Here is a 15542-nt window from a genome sequence, read left to right on the forward strand (position 1 = left end):
CTGCCGGTTTCGCTTCGAACGGTTTACCCACGAAACCGGCGCAGAGGGTAGTCAATTGAACGACATGGCAAAGAATCTGATCCTGTGGCTGATCATCGCCGCGGTGCTCGTCACCGTGATGAACAACTTCTCCAGCCCCAATGAACCCCAGACGCTCAACTACTCCGACTTCATCCAGCAGGTGAAGGACGGGCAGATCGAGAGCGTCACCGTGGATGGCTATGTCATCACCGGCAAGCACCGGGATGGCGATCCCTTCAAGACCATCCGCCCGGCGATCCAGGACAATGGCCTGATCGGCGACCTGGTCAACAACAGCGTCACCATCACCGGCAAGCAGCCCGAGCAGCAGAGCATCTGGACTCAGCTATTGGTCGCCAGCTTCCCGATCCTGGTGATCATCGCCGTCTTCATGTTCTTCATGCGCCAGATGCAGGGGGGCGCCGGCGGTCGCGGCGGCCCGATGAGCTTTGGCAAGAGCAAGGCGCGCCTGCTGTCGGAAGATCAGGTCAAGACCACCTTCGCCGACGTCGCCGGTTGCGACGAGGCCAAGGAAGAGGTCACCGAGCTGGTGGAATTCCTCCGCGATCCAGGCAAGTTCCAGCGCCTGGGCGGCCGCATTCCTCGCGGCGTCCTGATGGTCGGCTCGCCCGGTACCGGCAAGACGCTGCTGGCCAAGGCCGTGGCCGGTGAAGCCAAGGTGCCGTTCTTCACCATTTCCGGTTCGGACTTCGTCGAGATGTTCGTCGGTGTCGGCGCCAGCCGGGTTCGTGACATGTTCGACCAGGCCAAGAAACATGCGCCCTGCATCATCTTCATCGATGAGATCGATGCGGTCGGTCGCCATCGTGGCAATGGCATGGGTGGCGGTCACGACGAGCGCGAGCAGACCCTGAACCAGTTGCTGGTCGAGATGGATGGCTTCGAGATGAACGATGGCATCATCGTCATCGCCGCTACCAACCGTCCCGACGTCCTCGACCCTGCACTACTGCGCCCCGGTCGTTTCGATCGCCAGGTCGTGGTCGGCCTGCCGGATATCCGTGGCCGCGAGCAGATCCTCAAGGTGCACATGCGCAAGGTGCCAGTCGGCGAGCGCGTCGATGCGAGTGTCATCGCCCGGGGTACCCCTGGCTTCTCCGGTGCCGACCTGGCCAACCTGGTCAACGAGGCCTCGCTGTTCGCCGCGCGCGCCAACAAGCGCATCGTCGACATGCGCGAGTTCGAGCTTGCCAAGGACAAGATCATGATGGGCGCCGAGCGCAAGACCATGGTCATGTCCGAGAAGGAAAAGCGCAATACCGCCTACCACGAGGCCGGCCATGCCATCGTCGGTCGCCTGGTGCCGGAGCACGATCCGGTCTACAAGGTCTCCATCATTCCCCGCGGCCGCGCCCTGGGCGTGACGATGTTCCTTCCCGAGGAAGATCGCTACAGCTTGTCCAAGCGGGCGCTGGAGAGTCAGATCTGCTCGCTGTTCGGTGGCCGGATCGCCGAAGAGATGACGCTGGGTTTCGAAGGAGTGACCACCGGCGCTTCCAACGACATCATGAGAGCTACCTCCCTGGCGCGGAACATGGTGACCAAGTGGGGGCTCTCGGAAAAACTCGGTCCGCTGCTGTATGGCGAGGAAGAGAACGAAGGCTATCTGGGTCGTTCCGGTGGGGGTGGTAACGGCAACATGTCCGGCGAGACCGCCAAGCTGATCGACCTGGAAATTCGCCGGATCATTGATGACTGCTACAACACCGCCAAGCGCCTGCTGGACGAGAATCGCGACAAGCTCGAACTCATGGCCGATGCGCTGATGAAGTACGAGACCATCGATTCCGATCAGATCGACGACATCATGGCCGGCAAGGTCCCACGAGAGCCGCGTGACTGGCACGACCGTGGCGGCCCGACCGGGGACGCACCCGCGTCTCCCCAGAGTGGTAGCGATCGTCCAGAAGCCCCCATCGGCGGTCCGGCTGGAGAACACTGAAACACCCATGTTCAATCCGTTTCCTTCGACCCGATTGCCTTGCGGCAATCGGGTTCTTGTTTTTGACGTGCCCAAGGTAATGGGCATCCTCAATGTCACTCCCGACTCCTTCTCCGACGGCGGTCGCTACACGGCGGTCGAAAGCGCCCTGCGCCATGCCGAGGGAATGGTGGCGGCCGGTGCGGATATCATCGATGTGGGCGGGGAGTCCACGCGGCCTGGGGCGCCGCCGGTATCCGAGGCGGAAGAACTCGATCGCGTCATACCGGTGATCGAGGCAATCGCCGGAGAGTTGGATGTGGTCATCTCCATGGATACCTCCACGCCTGCGGTCATGCGCGAAGGGGCTCTGGCGGGTGCAGGCTTGATCAATGACGTCCGCTCGCTGCGCCGGCCGGGCGCCCTCGAGTCGGCGGCTGCGACCGATCTGGCGGTCTGTCTGATGCACATGCGCGGTGAGCCGAGCACCATGCAGCAGGCCCCGGCCTATGGCGACGTGGCGGGCGAGGTCGGCGATTTCCTCGCCGAGCAGATCGCTCGTTGCGAAGTGGCAGGCATCGCCCGCGAACGCCTGGTGCTGGATCCCGGCTACGGTTTCGCCAAGACCCTGGCGCACAACCTCGAGCTGTTCCAGCGACAGTCCGAGTTGCTCGGCTTTGGGCTACCCTTGCTGGTAGGTGTTTCGCGCAAGAGCATGATCGGTGCTGTCACCGGACGGCCTGTCGCCGAGCGCCTGGCGGGCGGACTGGCTCTGGCGGCCCTGGCGTTGGCCAAGGGTGCCCAGATCCTCAGGGTGCATGATGTGGCGGAAACGGTGGACGTGGTGAAGATGATCGCCGCGGTCGAAGGCTTCAGGCAGGAACAGAACTGATGGCAAGAAAGTATTTCGGAACCGATGGCATTCGCGGCAAGGTCGGACAGTACCCCATTACCCCGGACTTCATGCTCAAGCTGGGCTGGGCGGCAGGCATCGCCTTTCGTAGTCGCGGCGGCTGCCGGGTGCTGGTGGGCAAGGACACGCGCAACTCGGGCTACATGTTCGAATCGGCACTGGAAGCCGGTCTGTCCGCTGCGGGCGCTGACGTCATGCTGCTCGGTCCGATGCCGACGCCGGGTATCGCCTACCTGACGCGGACCTTCCAGGCCAGCGCCGGCATCGTCATCAGTGCTTCGCACAATCCCTACTACGACAATGGCATCAAGTTCTTTTCCGGCGCCGGTACCAAGCTGCCCGATGAGCTCGAGACCATGATCGAGGAACTGCTCGATACGCCGATGACCGTGGTCGACTCGGCCCGTATCGGCAAGGTGTCGCGCATCAACGATGCCGCGGGTCGCTATATCGAGTTCTGCAAGAGCAGCGTGCCCACCGGGACCAGTTTCGCCGGCATGAAGATCGTACTGGACTGCGCCAATGGCGCTACCTACAAGATCGCCCCTAGCGTCTTCCGCGAGCTGGGTGCGGACGTCAGTGTGCTGGGCGTCCAGCCGGACGGGCTCAATATCAACAAGGACTGCGGCTCCACCCATCTGGAAGGGCTGCAGCAGGCGGTGCTCGACCAGCATGCCGACATAGGTATCGCCTTCGACGGCGACGGCGACCGGGTGCTGATGGTGGACCATACGGGCGCCGCGGTGGACGGCGACGAGTTGCTCTACCTGATCGCTCGCGACCTCAAGCGCCGTGGCCGTCTCGAAGGTGGGGTAGTGGGTACCTTGATGAGCAATCTGGGACTCGAGCTGGGCTTGGCCGAGCTGGACATCCCCTTCGTGCGCGCCAAGGTCGGGGATCGCTATGTCATGGCCGAGCTGCTGGAGCGTGGCTGGGTGCTGGGCGGCGAGAACTCCGGGCACGTGGTGTGCTGCCAGTACACCACTACTGGCGATGCCACCATCGCGGCCCTGCAGGTGCTGATCGCCTTGCGCAATGCCGGCCAGACCCTGGCACAGGCGCGCATGGCCCTGCGCAAGTGCCCGCAGGTGCTGATCAACGTGCGCTTCGGGGGTGGCCAGGACCCGCTGGACAATCCGCGGGTCAAGCAGGCCAGTGCCGAGGTGACCGAGAAGATGGCCGGCAAGGGGCGGGTCCTGCTACGCAAGTCAGGTACCGAGCCGTTGCTGCGGGTCATGGTCGAAGGCGAGAACGAGCGTGAGGTGCGTGCCCATGCCGAGGCCCTGGCGCAACTGATAACCGAGGTATGTGCTTGATTTGCTTGCATGCCTGTTTTCGATTGAGTAACATCTGCGCCCACTTCGCTCCCTGAGGCAAAACGCATGCGTCGTCCCCTGGTTGCCGGTAACTGGAAAATGCACGGCTCGCTGCAGAGCGTTTCGGCATTGGTCGCAGGCTTGAAAGGGTTGGATGGTGTTGCGGGTGTCGACGTCGTGGTGATCCCGACATTGGTGCATCTGCCGAAGGTAGTCGAAGAGTTGACGGCGACGTCGCTGGCGGTGGGGGCTCAGACCTGTGCTCCCGTCGCGGGCGAGAAGGCCCTGACGGGTGAGGTTTCCTCTACCCAGTTGGCGGAGTTCGGTTGCCGTTACGTGCTGGTGGGGCACTCCGAACGGCGTGCCCTGCTGGGCGAAGATGACGAGGTGGTGGCGAAGAAATTCGCGGCTATCCAGGAAGGCGGGATGCTTCCCGTGCTCTGCGTCGGCGAAACTCGCGAAGAGCGGGAAGCCGGGCGTACCCTGGAGGTGGTGGGCGGCCAGCTGAAGGCGGTTATCGATGCCGTCGGAGTGGCAGCCTTCGCCAATGCCGTCGTGGCCTACGAGCCGGTTTGGGCGATAGGTACGGGCCTCACGGCAACGCCTGAGCAGGCGCAAGAGGTTCATGCGGCGATTCGCGCCCTGGTGCGCGGAGCCGATGCTGGAGTCGCTGACGGGCTTCAGTTGTTGTATGGCGGTAGTGTCAAGGCTGCCAATGCTGCCGAATTGTTCGGTATGCCGGATATCGATGGGGGGCTGGTTGGTGGTGCCTCCCTGAATGCTGAAGAGTTCAGTGCGATTTGCCGCGCTGCGGGACGTGGATAATGTTGGAAACTGCAGTTGTAGTGATCCACCTGCTGATGGCGCTGGGCTTGATCGTGCTGGTGCTGATGCAGCAGGGCAAGGGCGCCGAAGCGGGTGCGTCCTTTGGTGCGGGTGCCTCGGGTACCGTCTTCGGTAGTCAAGGTTCCGCTACCTTTCTGAGTCGTTTTACTGCTATACTAGCCGCGGTTTTTTTCGCGACTAGCCTGGGCCTTGGGTATTACGCCAAAGACCGTGCGCTGGGTCTGCGTGAGGTAGGGTTGCCCGCTCAGCCGGTCCAGCAGGCTCCTCAGCCGAAGCAGGATGGTAACGATGTGCCCCTGACGCAGCCGAAGGCTTCGCAGGGCAGTACTTCCGGGGACGTGCCCCAGGAGTCCAAGTAGGTTTCACAGGTTTCATGCCGAAGTGGTGGAATTGGTAGACACGCTATCTTGAGGGGGTAGTGGCCACAGGCTGTATGGGTTCGAGTCCCATCTTCGGCACCAAATAGCAAAGACGTCCAGCAGGACGCGGCGAGAGAGTTGGTTGACTCCTGGAGTTCAGTTGAATATACTCTCGCTCCAGCTTTGACGCGGGGTGGAGCAGTCTGGTAGCTCGTCGGGCTCATAACCCGAAGGTCGTTGGTTCAAATCCAGCCCCCGCAACCAGTTTTTTAAAGCCCCTTTATAGGGGCTTTTTGTTGGCTGGACAGTTCGGGTCGCGCTTTCTTGCGCAGACCTCTTAGGGATGGGCGTAATGCCCATTTTTTATTCTCAAAAAACGCGAGGCAACCAGGTGTCGAGCAAGCTAGAACAGTTGCAGGCCTTGCTGGCCCCCGTCGTCGAGGCGCTTGGCTACGTCTGCTGGGGTGTCGAGTACATTTCCCAGGGCCGGCATTCGCTATTGCGCGTCTACATCGATCATCCCAACGGCATCCTCGTCGAGGATTGCGAGAAGGTCAGTCGCCAAGTCAGCGGCGTACTCGATGTGGAAGACCCCATCACCAATGAATACACCCTCGAGGTGTCTTCCCCCGGTATGGATAGACCCCTGTTCACCCTGGAGCAATTCGCTGCCCATGCCGGTGAGCAGGTGAAGGTCAAACTTCGGTCGCCCTTCGAGGGGCGACGTAATTTCCAGGGTTTGCTGCGCGGTGTGGAAGACCAGGACGTCGTGGTGCAGGTGGACGAGCATGAGTACCTGCTGCCCATCGAGATGATCGACAAGGCCAACGTCGTTCCCCGTTTCGAGTGATTTGAGCGCGAGACCGCGGATCCCAAGGATTGCGAATACGAGGCGTAAGATGAGCAAAGAAGTTCTGCTGGTAGTGGAATCTGTTTCGAACGAGAAGGGTGTTCCACCCGGCGTCATCTTCGAGGCACTGGAATTGGCACTCGCCACGGCGACCAAGAAGCGCTACGAAGAAGATGTGGATCTGCGGGTGTCGATCAACAGACATAACGGCAGCTACGAAACCTTCCGCCGCTGGACCGTGGTGGAGGACCAGGACTATCAACTGCCCGATTCGCACCTGACGGTGGAAGACGCGCAGGAAGAACATCCCGGCGCCAAGGCCGGTGACGTGATCGAAGAGAAGATCGAGTCCATCGAATTCGGTCGCATCGCCGCCCAGACCGCCAAGCAGGTGATCGTGCAGAAGGTGCGCGAGGCCGAGCGGGCCCAGGTGGTGGATGCCTATCGCGAGAAGGTCGGTGAGATCATCTCGGGTACCGTCAAGAAGGTCACCCGTGACAGCGTGATCGTCGACCTGGGCAACAATGCCGAGGCGCTGCTGCCGCGCGAGCACATCATTCCGCGCGAAACCTTCCGCATGGGCGTGCGTCTGCGTGCGCTGCTCAAGGAGATTCGTACCGAGAACCGCGGTCCGCAGCTGATGCTGTCGCGCACCGATCCGCAGATGCTGATCGAGCTGTTCCGCATCGAGGTGCCGGAGATTTCCGAGCAACTGATCGACGTCATGGCCGCGGCCCGGGACCCGGGTTCGCGCGCCAAGATCGCCGTACGCTCCAAGGACAAGCGCATCGATCCCCAGGGTGCCTGCATTGGCATGCGTGGTTCGCGTGTCCAGGCGGTGTCCGGTGAATTGGGTGGCGAGCGGGTCGACATCGTCCTCTGGGACGACAACCCCGCGCAGTTCGTCATCAACGCCATGTCGCCGGCCGAGGTCGCGTCGATCATCGTCGATGAAGACAGCCGGACCATGGATATCGCGGTCGCCGAGGACAACCTGGCTCAGGCCATCGGTCGTGGCGGTCAGAACGTACGCCTGGCCAGTCAACTGACCGGCTGGACGCTCAACGTGATGACCGAGGCGGACATCAACGCCAAGCAACAGGCCGAGACCGGCGACATCATCCAGCGCTTCATCGATGAGCTGGATGTCGACGAGGAACTGGCGCAGGTGCTGGTGGAGGAAGGTTTCACCTCCCTCGAGGAAGTCGCCTACGTGCCCATGGAAGAGATGCTCAACATCGATGGCTTCGACGAAGACATCGTCAACGAGCTGCGTACCCGGGCCAAGGATCGTTTGCTGACCCGAGCCATCGCGACGGAAGAACAGAAGAGCCCCAGCGAAGATCTGCTGACCCTCGACGGCATGGACCCCCAGCTCGCCAGCGCGCTGGCCCAGCGTGGTGTAGTGAATCGCGAAGAGCTCGCCGAGCAGTCGATCGACGACTTGCTCGACATCAACGGCATGAGCGAAGAGCGTGCCGGCAAGCTGATCATGGCTGCCCGTGCCCATTGGTTCGAGTAAGCGGCGCAGTCTGAGGAGAGAAGTGCATGACGCAAGTCACGGTGAAAGAACTGGCCCAGACGGTCAATACGCCGGTGGAACGTCTGCTGCAGCAGATGCGCGAGGCAGGCCTGACGCATGACAGCGCGGAGCAGCTGGTGAGCGATGCGGAGAAGCAGGCGCTGCTGACCCACCTGAAGGGGACGGCCAAGCTCGATGAACCGAGCAAGATCACCCTGCAGCGCAAGACCCAGACCACGCTGAAAGTGGCTGGCAGCAAGACGGTAAGTGTCGAGGTGCGCAAGAAGAAAACCTTCGTCAAGCGCAGCCCCGCCGAGCTCGAGGCCGAGCAGCGCCGCGAGCAGGAAGCCCAGCGGGCCGCCGAAGAGGCGGCTGCCCAGGCGCGTGCCGAGGAAGAAGCCCAGCGCGCCGCCGAAGCGGCTGCGCAGCAGCAGGCCGAAGTCGCGGCCCAGGCCGAGCCGCAAGTGGTCGCCGCCGAAGCTGCGGCCCCGGCTGCATCGGCCGCAGCGTCTGCCCCGGTGGTCGAGCAGCCTGTCGCTGCCGAGCCTGTCGCCGAGTCGCCGAAAGCGGATCCCGCTGGCGAGCGCAAGCGCGAAGAGCCACGTCGTCCCGTGCATCCTGCGCCGAGCAGCAAGCGCGATGAAGACGAGCGTCGTGAGCGCAAGAACGCCCAGCATCGCCCGTCGATCAAGGACAAGGTCGCAGCTCCCCGTACCGTGCGCAGTGGCGACGACGAGGAAGAAGGCTTTGGCCGGCGCGGCGGTCGCGGTGGCAAGTCGCGACTCAAGAAGCGAAATCAACACGGGTTCCAGAGCCCGACAGGACCTGTAGTGCGCGAAGTCAATCTAGGCGAGACCATCACCGTCTCTGAGCTTGCTCAGCAGATGTCGGTGAAGGCCGCTGAAGTCATCAAGTTCATGTTCAAGATGGGGTCTCCCGCCACCATCAACCAGGTGCTCGACCGTGAAACGGCGCAGCTGGTGGCCGAAGAGCTGGGCCACAAGGTCAAGCTGGTCAACGAGAACGCGCTGGAAGACCAACTGGCCGAATCCCTCAAGTTCGAGGGTGGCAAGGCGACCCACCGCGCGCCGGTGGTGACCGTCATGGGTCACGTCGACCATGGCAAGACCTCGCTGCTGGACTACATCCGTCGCGCCAAGGTCGCCTCGGGCGAAGCCGGCGGCATCACCCAGCACATCGGTGCCTACCATGTGGAAACCGAGCGTGGCATGGTCACCTTCCTGGATACCCCCGGTCACGCGGCGTTCACCGCCATGCGTGCCCGTGGTGCCCAGGCCACCGACATCGTCATCCTGGTGGTGGCGGCCGACGACGGCGTGATGCCCCAGACCGAAGAAGCCATCCAGCACGCCAAGGCGGCGGGTGTGCCCATCGTCGTGGCGGTCAACAAGGTCGACAAGCCCGACGCCGATCCGGATCGCGTCAAGCACGATCTGGCTGGCCGGCAGGTCATCCCGGAAGAGTGGGGTGGCGACACCCAGTTCGTGCACGTCTCGGCCAAGGCCGGTACCGGTGTGGACGAACTGCTCGAAGCCATCCTGCTGCAGGCCGAGGTGCTCGAACTGACCGCTACGCCGGAAGCGCCCGGTCGTGGTGTGGTCATCGAATCCCGCCTGGACAAGGGCCGTGGCCCGGTCGCCACCGTACTGGTGCAGAACGGTACCCTGCGTCAGGGCGACATGGCCCTGGTCGGCGTCAACTATGGCCGCGTCCGCGCCATGCTCGACGAGAACGGCAAGCCGATCAAGGAAGCCGGTCCGTCCATCCCGGTCGAGATCCTCGGCCTGGACGGCACCCCGGATGCCGGTGATGAACTCACCGTGCTGACCGACGAGAAGAAGGCTCGCGAAGTCGCACTGTTCCGTCAAGGCAAGTTCCGCGAGGTCAAGCTTGCGCGTGCCCACGCTGGCAAGCTCGAGAACATCTTCGAGAACATGGGCCAGGACGAGAAGAAGACCCTCAACATCGTGCTCAAGGCCGACGTGCGCGGTTCGCTCGAGGCGCTGCAGGGCTCGCTGTCGGGCCTGGGCAACGACGAGGTCCAGGTGCGGGTGGTCGGCGGTGGCGTCGGTGGTATCACCGAGAGCGATGCCAACCTGGCGCTGGCCTCCAATGCCGTGCTGTTCGGCTTCAACGTCCGGGCCGATGCCGGGGCGCGGAAGATCGTCGAGCAGGAAGGCCTCGACATGCGCTACTACAACGTCATCTACGACATCATCGAGGACGTGAAGAAGGCGCTGACCGGTATGCTGGGCAGCGACGTCCGGGAGAACATCCTGGGTATCGCCGAAGTACGCGACGTCTTCCGTTCGCCGAAGTTCGGTGCCGTTGCCGGCTGCATGGTCACCGAGGGCATGGTGCACCGCAACCGTCCGATCCGCGTACTGCGCGAGGACGTGGTCATCTTCGAAGGCGAGCTGGAATCCCTGCGTCGCTTCAAGGACGACGTCGCCGAAGTACGTGCCGGCATGGAGTGCGGTATCGGCGTGAAGAGCTACAACGACGTGCGCGTCGGGGACAAGATCGAGGTATTCGAGAAAGTCCAGGTCGCCCGTTCGTTGTAACGGCGACTCCGCCCCAGGACGGCAGGTCACGGACCTGGCAGAACCCTGCCAGGTCCGGACTTGCCGTTCGCGTTTCCAAGATTCATGGCTGGCAGGCCGAGTGTCTGCGGCCTTTCGTACGAGAGTTTCGACATGGCCAAAGAATTCAGCCGTACCCAGCGCATCGGCGATCAGATGCAGCGTGAACTGGCACTGCTGATCCAGCGCGAGATCAAGGATCCGCGACTGGGCATGGTGACCATCACCGGTGTGGACGTCGCTCGCGACCTGTCCCATGCCAAGGTACACATCACGGTCCTGGGCAAGGACGATGACGCCGAGGCGATCAAGCAGAATATCGGCATCCTCAAGGATGCCGCCGGTTTCCTGCGTCAGCAGCTGGGCCGGGTAATGAAGCTGCGGACCATCCCCCAACTGAGCTTCCAGTACGACGAGAGCATCCGGCGTGGCGCCCAGCTGTCGGCCCTGATCGAGCGGGCGGTCGCCGAAGACCGTCGCCACGACGGGGAGGAGTGAGGGTGGCCCAGGTCAAGCGTATTCGTCGGCAGGTGCATGGCGTGCTGGTGCTGGACAAGCCCCGCGGCTTTTCCTCCAATGCCGCGCTGCAGAAGGTCCGCTGGCTGCTTAACGCCGAGAAGGCCGGGCATACCGGCAGCCTTGATCCGCTGGCCACTGGCGTGCTGCCGCTGTGCTTCGGCGAGGCGACCAAGTTTTCCCAATACTTGCTGGATGCCGACAAGGGCTACCGCACCGTGGCGCAACTCGGCGTCACCACCACCACCGGCGATGCCGAGGGTGAAGTGCTGGAGCGACGGGCGGTCGCTGTCGAGGAGGCGGCCATTCTGGCGGCCTTGCCGGTATTTCGCGGCGAGATAGAGCAGATTCCACCGATGTACTCGGCGCTGAAACGCGACGGTCAGCCCCTCTACAAGCTGGCCCGTGCCGGCGAAGTAGTGGAGCGCGAGCCGCGTTCTGTTACTATTGCCCGGCTGGAACTTCTGGCGTTGCAGGAAGATCGTGCCACGTTGGAAGTGGCCTGCAGCAAGGGGACCTATGTGCGCACCCTGGTCGAAGACCTCGGCGCCCGTCTCGGCTGTGGTGCCCATGTCGCGGAGCTGCGGCGTACCCAGGCCGGTCCCTTTGGCCTGATGCAGGCGATCAGCCTGGACGAGCTGGAGGCAGCGCACGCCGAAGGCGGTTCCGAGGCGCTGGATCGCTTCCTGCTGCCGGTCGACAGCGGTTTGGAGCACTGGCCGCTGGTGCAGCTGACGCAGCACAGCGCCTACTACTGGTTGCACGGTCAGCCCGTTCGGGCGGCCAATGCGCCGAAATTCGGCTTGATGCGGGTGCAGGACGACCAGGGTCGTTTCATCGGCATCGGCGAGATTGATGACGAGGGGCAGGTTGCTCCTCGTAGACTGATTCGGTCCTAGACCGATACCGAGGGTGGCTGTCAGCAGGCACGGTCACACCTCTTTCCTTAAGCACGGGATCCATCCCGGCCTGTTCCTCAGAGGAGCCCTATCATGGCACTGAGCGTTGAAGACAAAGCCCAGATCGTAAACGAGTTCAAGCGCGCCGAAGGCGACACCGGTTCGCCGGAAGTGCAGGTTGCCCTGCTGTCCGCCAACATCGACAAGCTGCAAGGTCACTTCAAGGCCAACGGCAAAGATCACCACAGCCGTCGTGGTCTGATCCGCATGGTCAACCAGCGTCGTAAGCTGCTGGACTACCTGAAGTCCAAGGACACCACTCGTTACAGCGCACTGATCGCTCGCCTGGGCCTGCGTCGTTAATACGATGCAGACCTGCTGCAAGCAGTCTGAAGCTGGAGGTTGGCTCGCGCCGGCCTCCGGCTTTTTTGCTTGAGAGGCCGACGAAATCGGCTTGCGTCACCCCGGAGATCAGCGAGGGTCCGAATCCCTCTGATCGCCACCGTTTCCCCCAAGGCAATAACGAGAAGGAAAGACTGTGAATCCAGTAATCAAGCAATTCAAGTTCGGTGAGCAGACCTTCACCCTGGAAACCGGCCGCATCGCGCGTCAGGCTTCCGGTGCGGTGCTGGTCTCCACCGATGACGTCAGCGTGCTGGTCACCGTGGTCGGCGCCAAGCAGCCCGCCGCTGGCAAGGACTTCTTCCCGCTGTCCGTGCACTACCAGGAGAAGACCTACGCCGCTGGCCGTATCCCCGGTGGCTACTTCAAGCGTGAAGGTCGTCCCTCCGAGAAGGAAACCCTGACCTCGCGCCTGATCGATCGCCCGATCCGTCCGCTGTTCCCCGAAGGCTTCCTCAACGAAGTCCAGGTGGTTTGCACCGTGGTCAGCACCAACAAGAAGTCCGATCCGGACATCGCCGCCATGATCGGCACCTCCGCTGCCCTGGCCATTTCCGGCATCCCCTTCGCCGGTCCCATCGCCGCCGCCCGTGTCGGTTACCACAGCGAGCTCGGCTACCTGCTGAACCCCAGCTACGAGCAGCTGCAGAGCTCCAGCCTGGACATGGTCGTGGCCGGTACCCGTGACGCCGTGCTGATGGTGGAATCCGAGGCCGACGAGCTGACCGAAGACCAGATGCTGGGTGGCGTGCTGTTCGCCCACGAAGAATTCCAGGTGGCCATCGAGGCCATCAGCCAGTTCGCTGCCGAAGCCGGCAAGCCGACCTGGAACTGGCAGGCGCCTGCCGAGAACACCGCCCTGATCGAAGCCGTCAAGGCTGAGGTCGGCGAGGCCGTGTCCCGCGCCTACACCATCACCGTCAAGCAGGATCGCTACGCGGCCCTGGGTGCCCTGCGTGACCAGGCCATCGCCAAGCTGGCCGGCGAGAACGGTCAGTACAGCGAAGCCGAGGTCAAGGAGACCTTCGGCCTGCTGGAATACCGCACCGTGCGCCAGAACATCGTCGACGGCAAGCCGCGTATCGACGGCCGCGACACCCGTACCGTCCGCCCGCTGCAGATCGAAGTCGGTACCCTGAAAAAGACCCACGGTTCGGCACTGTTCACCCGTGGCGAAACCCAGGCCCTGGTCAGCGCGACCCTGGGCACCGCCCGTGACGCCCAACTGCTGGATACCCTGGAAGGCGAGCGTCGTGACAGCTTCATGCTGCACTACAACTTCCCGCCCTTCTCGGTCGGCGAGTGCGGCCGCATGGGCAGCCCGGGCCGTCGCGAAATCGGCCATGGCCGTCTGGCCCGCCGTGGCATCCAGGCCATGCTGCCGACCCAGGAAGCCTTCCCCTACAGCATCCGCGTGGTCTCCGAGATCACCGAATCCAACGGCTCCAGCTCCATGGCGTCGGTGTGCGGTGCTTCCCTGGCGCTGATGGACGCCGGTGTGCCGGTCAAGGCGCCGGTAGCCGGTATCGCCATGGGCCTGGTGAAGGAAGGTGAGAAATTCGCCGTCCTGACCGACATCCTGGGTGACGAAGATCACCTGGGCGACATGGACTTCAAGGTGGCCGGTACCGCCAAGGGCGTGACCGCCCTGCAGATGGACATCAAGATCAACGGCATCACCGAAGAGATCATGGAGATCGCCCTGGAGCAGGCGCTGGAAGCGCGTCTGAACATCCTCGGCCAGATGAACCAGGTGATCTCCGAGTCGCGTGCCGAGCTTTCGGAAAACGCCCCGACCATGCTGGCGATGAAGATCGACCAGGACAAGATCCGCGACGTGATCGGCAAGGGTGGCGCCACCATCCGCGGTATCTGCGAAGAGACCAAGGCGTCGATCGACATCGAAGACGACGGCACCATCAAGATCTACGGCGAGACCCGCGAAGCTGCCGAGGCTGCCAAGCAGCGCGTGCTGGGCATCACTGCCGAGGCCGAGATCGGCAAGATCTACGTCGGCAAGGTGGAGCGCATCGTCGACTTCGGCGCCTTCGTCAACATCCTGCCCGGCAAGGATGGCCTGGTGCACATCTCGCAGCTGAGCGATCAGCGCATCGAGAAGGTCACCGACGTCCTCAAGGAAGGCCAGGAAGTGAAGGTGCTGGTGCTGGACGTGGACAACCGCGGCCGCATCAAGCTGTCGATCAAGGACGTGGCGGCGGCGGAAGCCTCCGGCGTCTGAGACGACCTCGCGTAAGAGAAAACCCGGCCTTGGCCGGGTTTTTTTGTTTCTAGGCGGATGACGCGGTGTTCGCCGGATAGTTTTCATCGCGGCCATGGGCCGCTCCTACAGACTTCGAGTTAACCGTAGGAGCGGCCCATGGCCGCGATAGCCCCAGGCATCACGCCTTCTCGCGTATCCACTCGATGAAGCTGCGCACCTTGGGCACTTCCGCCATCTGTTCCGGATAGGCCAGCCAATAGGCATGGGGGCTGGCCAGGCGATGCGGCCAGGCGAGCACCAGGTGGCCGGACGCCAGTTCTTCGGCGACCAGGAATTCCGGTAGCAGGGCTACGCCACAACCTTCCCGGGCGGCGCGGGCGCAGAGGGTGAAGGTGTCGAAGCGCGGGCCGTGGTGGCTGTGTACCTCCTCGCGCCCCAGGCTGGCGTACCAATCGTGCCAGGATTCCGGGCGAGTGGTGTTCTGCAGCAGGACGAAGTCCACCAGCAATTCCGGGCCGGCGATGCCCTCGGCAGGGAGCAGATCCGGCGCACAGACCGCGACCATGTGTTCGTGCAGCAGCAGTTCGCACTCGGCGCCCGGCCAGCTGCCGTGGCCATAGAACAGCGCCACGTCATGGCGCGGATCGCGGAAGTCCACCGGCTCCAGGGCGCTGGAGACGTCCAGATGGATGCTGGGATGGCGCAGGCGCCAGCCTTTCAGTCGCGGCACCAGCCAGCGCTCGCCGAAGGTCGGGGGTGTGGCCACGCGCAGCACCTCGGTTTCGCCGCCGTAGGATCTCAGGTAGCGCGCCGACATCTCCAACTGGTTGAGGATCTTGTCCACTTCGGCCAGGTACAGCGCGCCGGCAGGCGTCAGTTGCAGACGGCGACGGACGCGGCGGAACAGGCTGTGCTGCAGGAGCTCCTCGAGCTGGGCGACCTGCTTGCTGACGGCGCTCTGGGTCAGGGCCAGCTCGTCTGCCGCGCGGGTGAAGCTCAGGTGGCGGGCGACGGCTTCGAAGCACTGCATGGCGGTGATGGACGGCAGGTGGCGACGTTGCATGGCCGAACTCGTGACATGAAAAAAGGGAATGATATGCCGAGCAAAGGTCGGTTGTCCGGGACCGTCGCG

At 63.3% G+C, this 15542-nt stretch carries 13 protein-coding genes and 2 tRNA genes; 14 read left to right on the forward strand and 1 reads right to left on the reverse strand.

Annotated elements, in window-relative coordinates; all coding sequences use genetic code 11:
• Nucleotides 1–64: 64 nt before the first annotated feature.
• The 14 genes from ftsH (at nucleotide 65) to pnp (ending at nucleotide 14428) form a co-directional block, all read left to right on the forward strand.
• The gene (gene ftsH, locus AR540_RS21120; protein WP_059231827.1) at nucleotides 65–1984 is read left to right on the forward strand and encodes an ATP-dependent zinc metalloprotease FtsH; all 1920 of its coding nucleotides are present in this window, start codon (nucleotides 65–67) and stop codon (nucleotides 1982–1984) included.
• 7 nt (nucleotides 1985–1991) lie between these two features.
• Complete coding sequence (folP, locus tag AR540_RS21125) at nucleotides 1992–2855, forward strand: dihydropteroate synthase (protein WP_065242558.1); 864 nt, start codon at nucleotides 1992–1994, stop codon at nucleotides 2853–2855.
• On the forward strand, nucleotides 2855–4192 hold the full coding sequence (glmM, locus tag AR540_RS21130; RefSeq protein WP_059231830.1) for a phosphoglucosamine mutase: 1338 nt from the start codon (nucleotides 2855–2857) through the stop codon (nucleotides 4190–4192). Before folP ends, glmM begins: the two co-directional genes overlap by 1 nt.
• Before the next feature lie 66 nt (nucleotides 4193–4258).
• Complete coding sequence (gene tpiA / locus AR540_RS21135) at nucleotides 4259–5017, forward strand: triose-phosphate isomerase (RefSeq protein ID WP_082707078.1); 759 nt, start codon at nucleotides 4259–4261, stop codon at nucleotides 5015–5017.
• On the forward strand, nucleotides 5017–5397 hold the full coding sequence (secG, locus tag AR540_RS21140; protein ID WP_059231834.1) for a preprotein translocase subunit SecG: 381 nt from the start codon (nucleotides 5017–5019) through the stop codon (nucleotides 5395–5397). Before tpiA ends, secG begins: the two co-directional genes overlap by 1 nt.
• A 16-nt stretch (nucleotides 5398–5413) precedes the next feature.
• Nucleotides 5414–5499, forward strand: a tRNA-Leu gene (locus AR540_RS21145).
• Nucleotides 5500–5584: 85 nt separating this feature from the next.
• Nucleotides 5585–5661: transfer RNA gene (locus AR540_RS21150), tRNA-Met, on the forward strand.
• 127 nt (nucleotides 5662–5788) lie between these two features.
• A complete protein-coding gene (gene rimP, locus AR540_RS21155; RefSeq protein WP_059231836.1) occupies nucleotides 5789–6247 on the forward strand; it encodes a ribosome maturation factor RimP in 459 nt (152 codons plus the stop codon).
• Nucleotides 6248–6296: 49 nt separating this feature from the next.
• The gene (nusA, locus tag AR540_RS21160) at nucleotides 6297–7769 is read left to right on the forward strand and encodes a transcription termination factor NusA (protein WP_059231838.1); all 1473 of its coding nucleotides are present in this window, start codon (nucleotides 6297–6299) and stop codon (nucleotides 7767–7769) included.
• 26 nt (nucleotides 7770–7795) lie between these two features.
• Complete coding sequence (gene infB, locus AR540_RS21165) at nucleotides 7796–10354, forward strand: translation initiation factor IF-2 (RefSeq protein ID WP_059231839.1); 2559 nt, start codon at nucleotides 7796–7798, stop codon at nucleotides 10352–10354.
• A 132-nt stretch (nucleotides 10355–10486) separates the two neighbouring features.
• Nucleotides 10487–10870: a 30S ribosome-binding factor RbfA gene (rbfA, locus tag AR540_RS21170; RefSeq protein ID WP_059231841.1), complete on the forward strand. Its 384-nt coding sequence runs from the start codon at nucleotides 10487–10489 to the stop codon at nucleotides 10868–10870.
• 2 nt (nucleotides 10871–10872) lie between these two features.
• Entirely contained in the window at nucleotides 10873–11787 is a 915-nt protein-coding gene (gene truB, locus AR540_RS21175) for a tRNA pseudouridine(55) synthase TruB (protein ID WP_059231843.1), read from the forward strand.
• 93 nt (nucleotides 11788–11880) lie between these two features.
• Nucleotides 11881–12150, forward strand: coding sequence for a 30S ribosomal protein S15 (rpsO, locus tag AR540_RS21180; protein WP_058764308.1), 270 nt, complete (start codon nucleotides 11881–11883; stop codon nucleotides 12148–12150).
• A gap of 175 nt (nucleotides 12151–12325) precedes the next feature.
• The gene (gene pnp, locus AR540_RS21185) at nucleotides 12326–14428 is read left to right on the forward strand and encodes a polyribonucleotide nucleotidyltransferase (RefSeq protein ID WP_059231845.1); all 2103 of its coding nucleotides are present in this window, start codon (nucleotides 12326–12328) and stop codon (nucleotides 14426–14428) included.
• A 160-nt stretch (nucleotides 14429–14588) separates the two neighbouring features.
• On the opposite strand, the gene AR540_RS21190 is transcribed toward pnp, so the two are convergent.
• A complete protein-coding gene (locus AR540_RS21190; protein WP_059231847.1) occupies nucleotides 14589–15473 on the reverse strand; it encodes a LysR substrate-binding domain-containing protein in 885 nt (294 codons plus the stop codon).
• Nucleotides 15474–15542: the final 69 nt, after the last annotated feature.

This window comes from Pseudomonas sp. EpS/L25, assembly GCF_001512295.1.
Classification (GTDB): Bacteria; Pseudomonadota; Gammaproteobacteria; order Pseudomonadales; family Pseudomonadaceae; genus Chryseomonas.

Bases quoted from the DNA above. Each gene is read 5' to 3' on its own strand.
- glmM (WP_059231830.1), top strand. From the start codon at position 2,855: ATGGCAAGAAAGTATTTCGGAACCGATGGCATTCGCGGCAAGGTCGGA.
- rbfA (WP_059231841.1), top strand. From the start codon at position 10,487: ATGGCCAAAGAATTCAGCCGTACCCAGCGCATCGGCGATCAGATGCAG.
- folP (WP_065242558.1), top strand. From the start codon at position 1,992: ATGTTCAATCCGTTTCCTTCGACCCGATTGCCTTGCGGCAATCGGGTT.
- infB (WP_059231839.1), top strand. From the start codon at position 7,796: ATGACGCAAGTCACGGTGAAAGAACTGGCCCAGACGGTCAATACGCCG.
- nusA (WP_059231838.1), top strand. From the start codon at position 6,297: ATGAGCAAAGAAGTTCTGCTGGTAGTGGAATCTGTTTCGAACGAGAAG.
- ftsH (WP_059231827.1), top strand. From the start codon at position 65: ATGGCAAAGAATCTGATCCTGTGGCTGATCATCGCCGCGGTGCTCGTC.
- secG (WP_059231834.1), top strand. From the start codon at position 5,017: ATGTTGGAAACTGCAGTTGTAGTGATCCACCTGCTGATGGCGCTGGGC.
- AR540_RS21190 (WP_059231847.1), bottom strand. From the start codon at position 15,473: ATGCAACGTCGCCACCTGCCGTCCATCACCGCCATGCAGTGCTTCGAA.
- rpsO (WP_058764308.1), top strand. From the start codon at position 11,881: ATGGCACTGAGCGTTGAAGACAAAGCCCAGATCGTAAACGAGTTCAAG.
- tpiA (WP_082707078.1), top strand. From the start codon at position 4,259: ATGCGTCGTCCCCTGGTTGCCGGTAACTGGAAAATGCACGGCTCGCTG.